This window comes from Enterobacter sp. V87_3, assembly GCF_029967835.1.
Classification (GTDB): domain Bacteria; phylum Pseudomonadota; class Gammaproteobacteria; order Enterobacterales; family Enterobacteriaceae; genus Enterobacter; species Enterobacter cancerogenus.
On sequence record NZ_JASCAM010000018.1, the window covers coordinates 22517 to 35917 of the forward strand.

General features: G+C 57.9%; 12 protein-coding genes. 7 read left to right on the forward strand and 5 right to left on the reverse strand.

The genetic code is table 11. The features are described from left to right. Positions 1 to 317: 317 nt before the first annotated feature. Together lplA and QLG21_RS08450 are read right to left on the reverse strand one after the other, a co-directional pair. Positions 318 to 1334, reverse strand: coding sequence for a lipoate--protein ligase LplA (gene lplA, locus QLG21_RS08445; protein WP_282484215.1), 1017 nt, complete (start codon positions 1332 to 1334; stop codon positions 318 to 320). 39 nt (positions 1335 to 1373) lie between these two features. Next, on the reverse strand, positions 1374 to 2018 hold the full coding sequence (locus QLG21_RS08450; protein WP_006174028.1) for a YtjB family periplasmic protein: 645 nt from the start codon (positions 2016 to 2018) through the stop codon (positions 1374 to 1376). 117 nt (positions 2019 to 2135) lie between these two features. On the opposite strand from QLG21_RS08450, the gene serB reads away from it, so the two are divergent. From serB to QLG21_RS08470, 4 genes are all read left to right on the forward strand, one after another. Continuing rightward, positions 2136 to 3104 carry a phosphoserine phosphatase gene (gene serB, locus QLG21_RS08455; protein ID WP_088208825.1) on the forward strand — a complete coding sequence of 323 codons (969 nt, stop codon included), beginning with the start codon at positions 2136 to 2138 and terminating at the stop codon, positions 3102 to 3104. 75 nt (positions 3105 to 3179) lie between these two features. Then, complete coding sequence (gene radA / locus QLG21_RS08460; protein ID WP_023310326.1) at positions 3180 to 4565, forward strand: DNA repair protein RadA; 1386 nt, start codon at positions 3180 to 3182, stop codon at positions 4563 to 4565. Between the two features lie 35 nt (positions 4566 to 4600). Continuing rightward, positions 4601 to 5833 carry a multifunctional transcriptional regulator/nicotinamide-nucleotide adenylyltransferase/ribosylnicotinamide kinase NadR gene (nadR, locus tag QLG21_RS08465; protein ID WP_006174022.1) on the forward strand — a complete coding sequence of 411 codons (1233 nt, stop codon included), beginning with the start codon at positions 4601 to 4603 and terminating at the stop codon, positions 5831 to 5833. A gap of 253 nt (positions 5834 to 6086) precedes the next feature. Next, a complete protein-coding gene (locus QLG21_RS08470; RefSeq protein WP_058609638.1) occupies positions 6087 to 6986 on the forward strand; it encodes a LysR family transcriptional regulator in 900 nt (299 codons plus the stop codon). Between the two features lie 39 nt (positions 6987 to 7025). Here the strand turns inward: QLG21_RS08470 and ettA are convergent, their stop codons facing one another. Then, entirely contained in the window at positions 7026 to 8693 is a 1668-nt protein-coding gene (gene ettA, locus QLG21_RS08475; RefSeq protein WP_042319299.1) for an energy-dependent translational throttle protein EttA, read from the reverse strand. A 227-nt stretch (positions 8694 to 8920) separates the two neighbouring features. Between ettA and sltY the strand changes: the two genes are divergently transcribed. After that, positions 8921 to 10858: a murein transglycosylase gene (gene sltY / locus QLG21_RS08480; protein WP_042319297.1), complete on the forward strand. Its 1938-nt coding sequence runs from the start codon at positions 8921 to 8923 to the stop codon at positions 10856 to 10858. Between the two features lie 55 nt (positions 10859 to 10913). Beyond that, the gene (trpR, locus tag QLG21_RS08485; RefSeq protein ID WP_042319296.1) at positions 10914 to 11240 is read left to right on the forward strand and encodes a trp operon repressor; all 327 of its coding nucleotides are present in this window, start codon (positions 10914 to 10916) and stop codon (positions 11238 to 11240) included. Here trpR and yjjX read toward each other — a convergent pair. Beyond that, positions 11237 to 11752 (reverse strand): inosine/xanthosine triphosphatase, encoded by a 516-nt coding sequence (gene yjjX, locus QLG21_RS08490; RefSeq protein WP_282484216.1) that lies wholly within the window; start codon positions 11750 to 11752, stop codon positions 11237 to 11239. The two genes, trpR and yjjX, sit on opposite strands and share 4 nt — an antisense overlap. Before the next feature lie 49 nt (positions 11753 to 11801). On the opposite strand from yjjX, the gene gpmB reads away from it, so the two are divergent. Further along, positions 11802 to 12449: a 2,3-diphosphoglycerate-dependent phosphoglycerate mutase GpmB gene (gene gpmB, locus QLG21_RS08495; RefSeq protein WP_006174012.1), complete on the forward strand. Its 648-nt coding sequence runs from the start codon at positions 11802 to 11804 to the stop codon at positions 12447 to 12449. Here gpmB and robA read toward each other — a convergent pair. After that, a complete protein-coding gene (gene robA, locus QLG21_RS08500) occupies positions 12446 to 13315 on the reverse strand; it encodes an MDR efflux pump AcrAB transcriptional activator RobA (RefSeq protein ID WP_006174011.1) in 870 nt (289 codons plus the stop codon). The two genes, gpmB and robA, sit on opposite strands and share 4 nt — an antisense overlap. Between the last annotated feature and the right edge of the window lie 86 nt (positions 13316 to 13401).

Below are 13401 nucleotides of genomic sequence, written 5' to 3' on the forward strand. Positions count from 1 at the left end.
TCAATATGTTCAGCAATATCATCCTGATTACTGATAATATTTTATGATGGATATTTTATTGGGATATTTAGATTTTTTTAGGGATGGGTTAATTGAATCTTAATGAATTTTAGGGATGAATGCTTTTCGATTTTTCTGGGATAAATGCCGGTGGTGTAAGATTTACGTATTCGTCAAGGTTATTAATGTCGCCATTTTCTCCTGCGTAAAATATCAATGCTTATAGTTTGTCATATCTGTTTATATTTTCCCAGAATAAAAACACCGTCGTTCAACGGGAAAGCCAGCCCTGAAGCGCGTGCTTCAGGGCGAGAGGATTAACGTACCGCGTGCGCCAGCCAGGCAGACAGCTCGCGAAGCTCGGTCTCCTGCTGCGGAAAGTCCGCAAGCAGGGCATCGCATGCCTGCTGGAGCATATCGGCGCGGTACAGGCAGCCCTGCAATCGTGCTGCCAGCGCTTCCAGCGGGGCCGGATTCAGGCTGTCGGTGAAGACCTGGGTACGGGTGATATGCCCCTTTTCCACGTCAAAGTGCAGCTCCACGCCGCCCCACGTAAAGCGCTCGTCCAGCAGGTGCGAAAACGCCGGTGCCTGACCGAAGTTCCACTCCCAGCTGCTCTGGCGGGCAAAGGTTTCGGCGAAGTTCGGCAGGTCGGGCGTTTTGTCCGGTGAAATGACCTCTGCCTCCACGCGCTCGCCGTAATGCGTAAAGAAGGCCTCGCGGATGGCGTCGCAGATCTGTTCATGGGTGATGCCCGGTAGCAGTTCCACGAGGTTCGCCACGCGGCCACGCACGGAGGTAATGCCCTTCGCCTGCAGTTTTTTCTTGTCGGGGTTGAGGTAGTTGGCCAGCCGGCTCAGGTCGGCGTTGAGCAGCAGCGTGCCGTGATGGAACCCGCGATCCATCGTTTCACGATAGGCGGATCCGGAGACTTTGCGATCGCCCTCGGGGGTCTTCACCACCAGATCGTTACGGCCGGAGGCTTCCGCCGTCACGCCGAGCGCGTTCAGGGCGTTAAGGACAATGGATGTGGAGATGCTTTTATCATATTCCGGCTTGCCCGCCATAAAGGTGAAGCAGGTGTTGCCGAGATCGTGGAACACCGCACCGCCGCCCGAGCTGCGCCTTGCGAGACGAACGTTATCTTCTTCCATCCGCCGGGTGTTGCACTCTTTCCACGGGTTCTGCGCACGGCCAATGACCACCGTATCGGCGTTACGCCAGAGAAACAGCACGCGCTGGGTGGCGGGCATCTGGCGGAAGATGCACTCTTCCACCGCAAGATTAAACCAGGGATCGTACGAATCAGAGATGAGCAGGCGAAGCGTCGTCATAGCAGAGTTCCTTTTCCGAATCATCCGCCTACTTTATCACTAATCCTTCTTCTCGCTCTCTTCCTCTTCGGGAATGGACTTGCTGGCGGTCAGCAGGAAAGGCGACTGTTGCCAGCGGGTGCGTTTGCCCTGCAGCAGGGTACGTGCCAGCACAACGCCGATGGCGAGGGAAAGCAGTAGCATCAGGCGTAGAATATTGGTGGTGTTATCCACCTGTTTGGCTTCCGTTGGCAGGGTGTGGGTATCCAGCGTCAGGCGCAAATACCCCAGCGGACCATTCTTCCCCTGAATGGGTTCGACGATCTGCTGGTTGAAATAGCCCCCGGCTTTTTTGCCGTCCAGCGCCAGCCTGTCGCGCACGTCGACGTGCTCGCCGGCGCGGGCGATCAGGTCGCCTTGTTCGTCATACACACCGGCATCAAGAATGCGGCTGTTCTCCGTCAACTGGCGTAGCACCTGGCCTATCCGCTTTTCGTCAGGCGTTTCGGTCCGCATTGCGGGTGCGACGTTCAATGTGACCTGGCGGGCTAAGGTGCGCGCCAGTTCTTCAAACTGCGGGTTACGTTGCCGCTGGTGATTCTGGCTGAACCACGATGCCCCTTGCATCAGCGCGACTAATAATGCGAGACAGGACAGGACAATCACGGCACGATGGAGCCGGAATTTCAGTTTTGCGCGAGCCATATTCCACCTGCTGAAAATTTACGGCTTAATGTTGCCAGAAGTGATGGTTACAAGGTAGCCTCATGCGTTATTTTCCCTCGGGAACCTTCCGGCGCGAACGAATTTACAGGAGCTTTAATGCCGAATATTACCTGGTGCGACCTGCCGATGGATGTCTCTTTATGGCCAGGATTGCCGCTCTCTTTAAGTGGCGATGAGGTAATGCCTCTCGATTATCACGCCGGTCGTAGCGGCTGGCTGCTGTACGGACGCGGCCTGGATAAGCAACGCCTTACCCAATATCAATCGACCCTGGGCGCAGCGATGGTGATCGTGGCGGCCTGGTGCGTGGAAGATTATCAGGTCATTCGCCTGGCAGGCTCCCTGACGCAGCGCGCTACGCGCCTGGCACACGACGCCGGGCTGGACGTCGCCCCCCTGGGCAAAATTCCTCATCTGAAAACGCCAGGCCTGCTGGTGATGGATATGGACTCCACGGCGATCCAGATCGAGTGCATCGACGAAATCGCGAAGCTGGCGGGCAGCGGCGAGCTGGTGGCGGAAGTCACCGAGCGGGCGATGCGCGGCGAGCTGGACTTTACCGCCAGCCTGAGACAGCGCGTCGCTACCCTGAAAGGGGCCGATGCGACCATTCTGCGCCAGGTACGCGACGAGCTGCCTTTGATGCCAGGATTAACACAGCTGGTGCTGAAGCTGGAGACGCTGGGCTGGAAAGTGGCTATCGCCTCGGGAGGGTTCACCTTCTTCGCGGATTACCTGCGCGATAAGCTGCGTTTGACCACCGTGGTGGCGAACGAGCTGGAGATCGTCGACGGTAAGCTGACGGGGCAGGTGACGGGTGACATCGTGGATGCGCAGTACAAAGCCAATACGTTAACGCGTCTGGCGGAAAAATATGAAATCCCTGTGGCGCAAACCGTGGCTATTGGCGACGGTGCCAACGACCTGCCAATGATCAAAGCGGCGGGCCTCGGCATTGCCTACCACGCGAAGCCCAAAGTGAATGAAAAGACGGAAGTGACCATCCGTCACGCTGACCTGATGGGGGTGTTCTGCATCCTCTCCGGCAGCATTAATCAGAAATAACGGTCTGCTTTTCCAGGCCGGGTATGCGTCAACGCCACCCGGCACGCAGCCCGCACAGAAATAAAGAGGTAAACCGTGGCGAAAGCTCCTAAACGCGCATTTGTCTGTAATGAATGTGGTGCGGACTATCCGCGCTGGCAGGGGCAGTGCAGCGCCTGTCATGCCTGGAACACCATCACCGAAGTGCGTGGTGTGGCGGCTTCGCCGAGCGTGGCCCGCAACGAACGCCTGAGCGGCTATGCGGGGAATGCCGGTGTCGCGAAAGTGCAAAAGCTTTCGGACATCAGCCTTGAAGAGCTGCCGCGCTTCTCCACCGGATTCAAAGAGTTCGACCGCGTGCTCGGCGGCGGCGTGGTTCCCGGCAGCGCCATCCTCATCGGCGGTAACCCGGGAGCGGGGAAATCAACCCTGCTGCTGCAAACGCTCTGCCGGCTCGCCGAGCAGATGAAAACCCTGTACGTCACGGGGGAAGAGTCCCTGCAGCAGGTCGCGATGCGCGCCCACCGTCTCGGCCTGCCGACCGGTAACCTGAATATGCTCTCGGAAACCAGCATCGAGCAGATCTGCATGATTGCCGAAGAAGAGCAGCCGAAGCTGATGGTGATCGACTCCATCCAGGTGATGCACATGGCCGACATCCAGTCTTCACCGGGCAGCGTGGCGCAGGTCCGCGAAACGGCGGCCTACCTGACGCGCTTTGCCAAAACGCGCGGCGTGGCGATTGTGATGGTCGGCCACGTTACTAAAGATGGCTCGCTGGCCGGGCCGAAGGTGCTTGAACACTGTATCGACTGCTCCGTGATGCTCGATGGCGATGCGGACTCACGCTTTCGCACCCTGCGCAGCCACAAAAACCGTTTCGGCGCGGTGAACGAGCTGGGCGTGTTTGCCATGACCGAGCAGGGGCTGCGAGAAGTCAGCAACCCCTCCGCCATTTTCCTGAGCCGGGGAGATGAAATCACCTCCGGCAGCTCGGTGATGGTGCTGTGGGAAGGAACGCGTCCGCTGCTCGTCGAAATTCAGGCGCTGGTCGATGTCTCGATGATGGGCAACCCAAGGCGCGTGGCAGTTGGTCTGGAGCAGAACCGCCTGGCGATCCTGCTGGCGGTATTGCACCGTCACGGCGGCCTGCAGATGGCGGACCAGGACGTGTTCGTCAACGTGGTGGGCGGCGTCAAGGTGACGGAAACCAGCGCCGACCTGGCGCTGCTGCTGGCGATGGTCTCCAGCCTGCGCGACAGACCGCTTCCGCAGGATCTGGTGGTGTTTGGCGAAGTGGGGCTGGCCGGTGAAATCCGCCCGGTACCGAGCGGCCAGGAGCGTATCTCCGAGGCGGCGAAACACGGCTTCCGCCGGGCGATTGTTCCGGCGGCCAACGTGCCGAAAAAGATCCCGGAAGGGATGCAGGTCTTTGGCGTGAAAAAACTCGCGGATGCGTTAAACGTCTTTGACGACTTATAATTACGTATTCGATTTTGCAGGAGGCACCGTAATTTATGTCGTCGTTTGACTATATCAAGACCGCCATTCGCCAGAAGGGCTGTACGCTGCAGCAGGTGGCGGACGCCAGCGGCATGACCAAAGGCTATCTGAGCCAACTGCTTAATGCCAAAATCAAAAGCCCCAGCGCGCAAAAGCTCGAAGCGCTGCACCGCTTTCTGGGGCTGGAATTCCCGCGTATGCAAAAGAACATCGGCGTGGTGTTCGGTAAGTTTTATCCGTTGCATACCGGGCATATCTATTTGATCCAGCGCGCCTGTAGCCAGGTTGATGAGCTGCACATAATTATGGGCTACGACGAAACCCGCGACCGTCAGCTGTTTGAAGACAGCGCCATGTCGCAGCAGCCGACGGTATCAGACCGCCTGCGCTGGCTGCTTCAGACGTTTAAATATCAAAAAAACATTCGTATTCATGCCTTTAACGAAGAGGGCATGGAGCCGTACCCGCACGGCTGGGACGTGTGGAGCAACGGTGTAAAGACGTTTATGGACGAGAAGGGGATTACCCCCAACTGGATCTACACCTCTGAAGAGTCCGATGCGCCGCAGTTCCGCCAGCATCTGGGTATCGAGACGGTGCTGATCGACCCTAAGCGTACCTTTATGAACATCAGCGGGGCGCAGATCCGCGAAAACCCGTCCCGCTACTGGGATTACATCCCGACCGAAGTGAAGCCCTTCTTTGTGCGCACGGTGGCGATCCTCGGCGGTGAGTCGAGCGGTAAATCGACGCTGGTCAACAAGCTGGCGAACATCTTTAACACTACCAGCGCGTGGGAGTACGGGCGCGACTACGTCTTCTCGCATCTGGGCGGCGATGAGATGGCGCTACAGTATTCCGACTACGATAAAATCGCGCTCGGCCATGCGCAGTACATCGATTTTGCGGTGAAATACGCTAACAAAGTGGCGTTTATCGATACCGATTTTGTTACCACCCAGGCGTTTTGTAAGAAGTACGAAGGGCGCGAGCACCCGTTCGTGCAGGCGCTGATTGACGAATACCGTTTCGACCTGGTGATCCTGCTGGAAAACAACACCCCGTGGGTGGCCGACGGGATGCGCAGCCTCGGCAGCTCCGTGGACAGAAAAGAGTTCCAGTCCATGCTGGTGGAGATGCTCAACGAGAATAATGTGGAGTATGTTCACGTTGAAGAGGCGGACTACGACTCGCGTTTCCTGCGCTGCGTGGAGCTGGTAAAGGCGATGATGGGGGAGCAGGGGTAGATTGCTTTCCCCTCACCCCATCCCTCTCCCAAAGGGAGAGGGAACTTAAAATCCCCTCTCCCCGTGGGAGAGGGTTAGGGTGAGGGCACCAGAGTGCTCAAAACGCCACCACTACTCTCCTCCGCATATGTCCCTCAAGCACTTTCCTGTGCGCCTCGGTGGAATGCGTTGTGTTGAGACCAGCCTATTAAGCCCGCGTCTGCGTGATAAGATGGACAATCAAGAACGAAGCGTTCGAACAGGTTGAACAATCATGTTTAAACAGCTGCAGGATATGGCCCTGTTTGCGCTGGTGGCCGAGATGGGCAGCTTCACCGCGGCGGCGCGCAAAGCCGACCTGCCGAAATCCAGCGTCAGCCAGCGTATCAGCCAGCTTGAACAGCAGGTGGGGATCCGCCTGCTGAACCGTACTACCCGCAGGCTAAGCCTGACCTTCGCGGGCGAGCATTATCTGGTGCACTGCCGCGAGATGCTGGCCGCGAGCGAACGGGCGGAATACGCCATTCAGCGCCTGCGGGATAACCCCAGCGGGCGGCTGCGGATCACCTGTCCCGCCGGGATCGGCGCGACGCTGCTGGCGCACATGAATGCCGAATTTCAGCTTCGCTATCCCGACGTGTCGCTCGATGTGTCGATTTCCGATGACGTGCTCGACCTGGTCGAGTCCGGCTATGACGTGGCGCTACGCACCGGCAAACCGCAGGACTCCACGCTGATAGGCCGCATGATTGGACACTGTCCGCGCTATATGCTGGCATCTCCTGGCTATCTGGCGCGCCGGGAACCGCTCACGCATCCCAGCCAGCTGGTGGGCCATCGCTGCATTACCCACCGGGCCTGGTCAGAATGGGTGCTGCAACGCGCGAGTGAGGATTACCGCTATCTGCCGGATAACGCCCATATGACGGATAACCTGGTCTACGCCCGCGAGTGCGCGGTCGCCGGGGCCGGGATCACCATGCTCCCCGCATTCCTGCTGGAAGATAAGATTGAAACAGGTGCGCTGGTAAAGGTGCTGCCGGAGTGGAACGTCGAGGGGAACGACCTGTGGCTGGCCTATCCGAGCCGCAAATTGAACTCGCCTGCGCTGATGAGCTATATCGACTTTGCAATGCAGTTTGATGAGGTGAAGCGGTTTTACGTGGGGAATTAAAAAAGCCGGGTGCGCTGACGCTTACCCGGCTGTCGGCACTTATTTCGCTATACGCTTGTACTTGATACGCTTCGGCTCCAGCGCGTCTGCGCCCAACGTGCGTTTCTTGTACTCTTCGTACTCGGTGAAGTTACCTTCGAAGAACTCCACTTTACCCTCGTCCTGGTAATCCAGAATGTGGGTCGCGATACGGTCCAGGAACCAGCGGTCGTGCGAGATAACCATTGCACAGCCCGGGAACTCCAGCAGGGCGTTTTCCAGCGCGCGCAGGGTTTCAATATCCAGGTCGTTGGTTGGTTCATCGAGCAGCAGCACGTTACCGCCCACCTGCAGCAGCTTCGCCAGATGCAGACGACCGCGCTCACCGCCGGACAGCTCGCCCACGCGTTTGCCCTGGTCGGTGCCTTTGAAGTTAAAGCGGCCAACGTAGGCGCGGCTTGGCATCTCGGTGTTGCCGATACGCATGATATCCAGGCCGCCGGAGACTTCTTCCCACACGGTTTTGCTGTTGTCCATGGCGTCACGGAACTGGTCAACGGAGGCCAGCTTCACGGTTTCACCCAGGGTGATGGAGCCGCTGTCAGGCTGTTCCTGACCGGACATCATGCGGAACAGGGTGGATTTACCCGCGCCGTTCGGACCGATGATGCCGACGATCGCGCCTTTCGGCACGGAGAAGCTCAGGTCGTCAATCAACACGCGGTCGCCGTAGGATTTACGCAGGTTGCTGACTTCAACCACTTTATCCCCCAGACGTGCTCCAGGCGGAATAAACAGTTCGTTGGTTTCGTTACGTTTCTGGTATTCGGTATTGTTCAGCTCTTCAAAGCGTGCCAGACGGGCTTTGCCCTTAGACTGACGGCCTTTCGCGCCCTGACGAACCCACTCCAGCTCTTTCTCGATAGACTTACGGCGCGCCGCTTCCTGAGACGCTTCCTGCGCCAGACGCTGATCTTTCTGCTCCAGCCAGGAGGAGTAGTTACCTTCCCACGGAATACCTTCACCACGGTCCAGCTCAAGGATCCAGCCCGCAACGTTGTCGAGGAAGTAACGGTCGTGGGTAATCGCCACAACGGTGCCTTCGAAATCGTGCAGGAAGCGTTCCAGCCACGCTACGGATTCGGCATCCAGGTGGTTAGTCGGTTCGTCGAGCAGCAGCATGTCTGGTTTTTCCAGCAGCAGGCGGCACAGCGCCACGCGGCGGCGTTCACCACCGGAGAGCTTCTCCACTTTTGCATCCCAGTCTGGCAGACGCAGGGCATCGGCCGCGCGCTCCAGCTGCACGTTCAGGTTATGACCGTCGTGCGCCTGAATGATCTCTTCGTACTTGCCCTGCTGAGCAGCCAGCTTGTCGAAGTCCGCATCCGGCTCGGCATATTTGGCATACACTTCATCCAGGCCTTTCAGCGCGTTAACCACTTCGGAAACCGCTTCTTCAACGGATTCACGGACGGTGTGTTCCGGGTTGAGCTGAGGTTCCTGCGGCAGATAGCCGATTTTGATGCCAGGCTGCGGACGGGCTTCACCTTCGATGTCTGTATCGATGCCGGCCATGATGCGCAGCAGGGTGGACTTACCGGCACCGTTGAGACCCAGAACACCGATTTTTGCGCCCGGGAAGAAGCTCAGCGAGATATTTTTAAGAATATGACGTTTCGGCGGAACCACTTTGCCGACACGATGCATGGTATAAACGAATTGAGCCACGTTGGACTTCGCCTCTTTTATCGTGATGTGAATAGGTTTAAGCCCCGAAGTGTAGCCTTTTTCACGACCTAATCCCAGCCAGGAACGTCGGGAGTGTTAAAACGCGCAAGAAAGGTAAAAAAGTGTCCATAACGTGGCGCGCTGCCGGATGCCTGGTTAGCATAAGTTGATAAGTCGTTGAGATGGCATGACGCCGCAACGGAAGTAAAAACAATGAGGAAGAGCTTGTGGAAAAAGCCAAACAGGTGGTCTGGCGACTGCTGGCTGCCAGCGTATGCGTAATGGCAGCGAGCCAGGCGGTGCGAGCCGATTCACTGGATGAACAGCGCAGCCGCTACGCGCAAATCAAGCAGGCGTGGGACAATAAACAGATGGATACCGTGCAGGCGCTGATGCCGACGCTAAAAGAGTATCCGCTGTACCCGTATCTCGAGTATCGCCAGATTACTGACGATCTCATGAATCAACCGACCGTCACCGTCAACAATTTTATCCAGGCGAATCCGACCCTGCCGCCCGCGCGCAACCTTAAATCCCGGTTTGTGAACGAGCTGGCCCGTCGTGAAGACTGGCGCGGGCTGCTGGCCTTTAGCCCTGAAAAGCCGGGCACGACCGAGGCACAGTGTAATTATTACTACGCGAAATGGGCCACCGGCCAGCAGGAAGAGGCCTGGGCAGGGGCGAAGGATCTGTGGTTGACCGGCAAAAGCCAGCCAAACGCCTGCGATTCGCTGTTTGGTGCCTGGCGCGCCTCCGGCAAGCAGGATCCGCTGGCCTATCTTGAGCGTATCCGCCTGGCGATGAAGGCCGGGAATACGCGTCTGGTCACCGCCCTGGCGGGGCAGATGCCGCCGGACTATCAGACCATTTCGACAGCCGTCATCGCGCTTGCGAACGATCCCAATTCGGTGCTGACCTTTGCGCGTACCACGGGGGCCACCGATTTTACCCGTCAGATGGCGGCGGTAGCCTTTACCAGCGTGGCGCGTGACGATGTGGAAAACGCGCGGCTGATGATCCCGCAACTGGTGCAGGCGCAGCAGCTTAACGACGAGCAAACTCAGGAGCTGCGCGACACCGTGGCGTGGCGACTGATGGGCACGGATGTGACCGACGAGCAGGCCCGCTGGCGTGACGACGCGATTATGCGGTCAAACTCCACCTCTCTGGTTGAGCGCCGCGTGCGCATGGCGCTGGGCACGGGCGATCGCCGTGGGCTGAATACCTGGCTGGCTCGCCTGCCGATGGATGCCAAAGAGAAAGATGAATGGCGCTACTGGCAGGCAGACCTGCTGCTGGAGCGCGGCCGTGAAGACGAAGCGAAAACGATCCTCCACGCCCTGATGCAGCAGCGTGGGTTCTACCCGATGGTGGCGGCGCAGCGTCTGGGTGAAGAGTACACCCTGAAAATCGACAAAGCCCCGGCTAACGCCAACCCGACGCTGACGCAGGGGCCGGAGATGGCCCGCGTGCGCGAGCTGATGTACTGGAATCTCGACAACACCGCGCGCAGCGAGTGGGCTAACCTGGTCACCAGCCGCACCACCGACGAAAAAGCGCAGCTTGCCCGCTACGCCTTTAATAACCACTGGTGGGATCTGAGCGTGCAGGCGACGATCGCCGGTAAGCTGTGGGATCATCTTGAAGAGCGATTCCCGCTGGCCTACAACGATCTGTTTGAGCGCTATACCAGCGGGAAAGACATTCCGCAGAGCTATGCAATGGCGATCGCCCGTCAGGAGAGCGCCTGGAACCCGAAAGTCCGCTCACCGGTCGGGGCCAGCGGCCTGATGCAGATCATGCCGGGTACCGCCACGCACACGGTGAAGATGTTCAACATTCCAGGCTACAGCAGCCCGTCACAGCTGCTGGACCCGGAGACCAATATCAATATCGGTACCAGCTACCTGCAGTACGTTTATCAGCAGTTTGGCAATAACCGTATCTTCTCTTCGGCGGCCTATAACGCCGGTCCGGGGCGGGTGCGCACCTGGCTCGGGAACAGCGCCGGTCGGATCGATGCCGTGGCGTTTGTCGAAAGTATTCCGTTCTCGGAAACGCGTGGATATGTGAAGAACGTGCTGGCCTATGACGCGTACTACCGCTACTTCATGGGGCAGAAAGATACCCTGATGAGCGATGCTGAGTGGCAGAGACGTTACTGATCGGCGTGGGTTGTGTTATGCTGTACTCGCTAATGAGTACAAGAGGCGGCATAACATGACCCAGCATTCCCCGTATTCCTCGGCGATGGCCGAACAACGCAATCAGGAGTGGCTTCGTTTTGTGGAGTTGCTCCGCCAGTCTTATGAGAAAGACCTGCACCTGCCGCTGATGCAGCTGATGCTGACGCCCGACGAGCGCGAGGCGCTGGGCACGCGCGTGCGGATTATCGAAGAGTTGCTGCGCGGTGAAATGAGCCAGCGCGAGCTGAAAAACGAGCTAGGCGCGGGCATTGCGACCATCACTCGCGGGTCGAACAGCCTGAAGTCTGCGCCGGTTGAACTGCGTCAGTGGCTGGAAGCGGTGTTATTGAAAAATCCCTAACGATAAATCGCGTTGTGGAACGGGCTTAACGCCAGAATCACCGCCTGATGATAAACGCTTGAGCGCGTCAACTTGCCTGCGGTAAAGACGCCAATTGCCCCTTCTTTACGACCAATCTCATCGATGCCGGTGTACTGCGACATCACCGGCCCGAGCGCTTCACCTTCGCGAACCTTATTCAGAATGACGTCCGGCAGCGGCAGGGTGGCCGAGCGCGCTTCACCACGCTGCGCACGGCTTTCGATGACCACCCAGCTAAAGGTTGCGCCTTCGTCGATACCCGCTTCAATGGCGACCCAAAAGTCTGCATTGGGCGCGGCGGCTTTGGCATTGGCGACGCGATTTCGTGCGCCAGCACGCGTTTCCTCGCTGCCGAACGGCTGTTCAGGGACGCCGCTCTCGACGCCGACGGCGTCAATGTGGCAGGATCCTTCGCCGAAAATCTCTTCAAATGCCTTTAGAATTGCCTGAATTTTGGCAGGATTGGTGGTAGCAGAGACAACATGGTGCATAATTAAGCTCGATTCAAAAAAACTCATCGCAGTATAACGGAAAAAAAGCATGTTACAGGTATACCTTGTTCGCCACGGTGAGACGCAGTGGAACGCCGAGCGACGTATTCAAGGCCAGTCAGACAGTCCCCTCACTGAAAAGGGTGTGCAGCAAGCATGGCAGGTAGCGGAACGCGCCAGAACGCTGGGCATCACTCACGTTATCTCCAGTGATTTAGGTCGTACACAGCAGACGGCGCGAATTATCGCGGATGCCTGCGGCTGCGATGTTACCCTCGAGCCACGCATTCGCGAGCTGGATATGGGGGTGCTGGAGCAACGCCATATCGATACGCTGACAGAGCAGGAAGAGGGCTGGCGGCGTGCGCTGGTGAACGGTACCGAAGATGGCCGTATTCCGGAAGGCGAATCCATGCAGGAGCTGAGCGTGCGCATGCATGCGGCGCTGGCAGAGTGCCTGAAGCTGCCGGCCGGAAGCCGTCCGCTGCTGGTGAGCCACGGTATCGCGCTGGGTTGCCTGGTGAGCACCATTCTGGGATTACCGGCCTACGCCGAGCGCCGTTTGCGCCTGCGTAACTGCTCAATTTCCCGCATTGATTATCAGGAGAGCCAATGGCTGGCTTCCGGGTGGGTCGTGGAGATGGCAGGGGACATTTCGCATCTCGATGCCCCTGCGCTGGACGAACTGCAGCGTTAACGGCGGATCGGAATTAAGAATTCCATGCGCAGATTGATTGGGCCTTCTTCCGGCTTAGCATCGCTGGCCGGATAGTAGCGCTCAATGTCCTGACCTTTACGACGGTTCAGGTTCAGCATCGGCATGCAGGTGCCGTACACGGTCAGGATAAACTCCTGAACGCCGGTGCCCAGCCCTTCATACGAGAACATGACGTATTCGCCACCCTCCACGACGACCGGCTTTGAACCCTGAATATAGCCATTAGCCAACTCCGGCGTCAGCGCGGTGGTGTAAAACACCTCCTGCTCGTCGTCTTTTTCCTGGCTTGGGTGCGTCTGGTTCAGGCCATACAGGATAGGCGGGATCGCGGGCGCATGGCTCAGGAAATCACGCCAGAACTGCACGCGCATTTGATGACGGAATTCGGAGATCTGCTCCAGCGAACAGGAGTAGCTTTGCGTCGTCCCGATCAAATGGGTTTCAGGCAGCGTAATGAACTGGTATTTCGGCATGGCGAACTCGCCCAGACGCAGCGGCGGACGCATCCCGAACGAGCTCCAGTCAGGCGAACGGCGATAGAGCGCAGGCGTCAGCGAGAACTGTTTTTTGAAGGCGCGGGTGAAGGTTTGCTGTGAATCAAACCGATACTGCAGCGCAATATCCAGAATAGGGCGCGCGGTCAGACGCAGCGCCACAGCAGACTTCGAAAGTCGGCGTGCGCGGATATAAGCCCCGATAGCATGACCGGTGACATCCTTAAACATCCTTTGCAGATGCCACTTGGAATAGCCTGCTTTTGCCGCCACATTATCCAGTGACAAAGGCTGGTCCAGATGACCTTCCAGCCAGGTAAGCAGGTCGCGAATAATTCCAGCCTGATCCATATACTATCCTCATCCTTAAAACAGCAGGTGCCTGATAACAGGTTAGCGGATAATAGCATTTTTTGATGTTTTAGCATTCAGTGTTT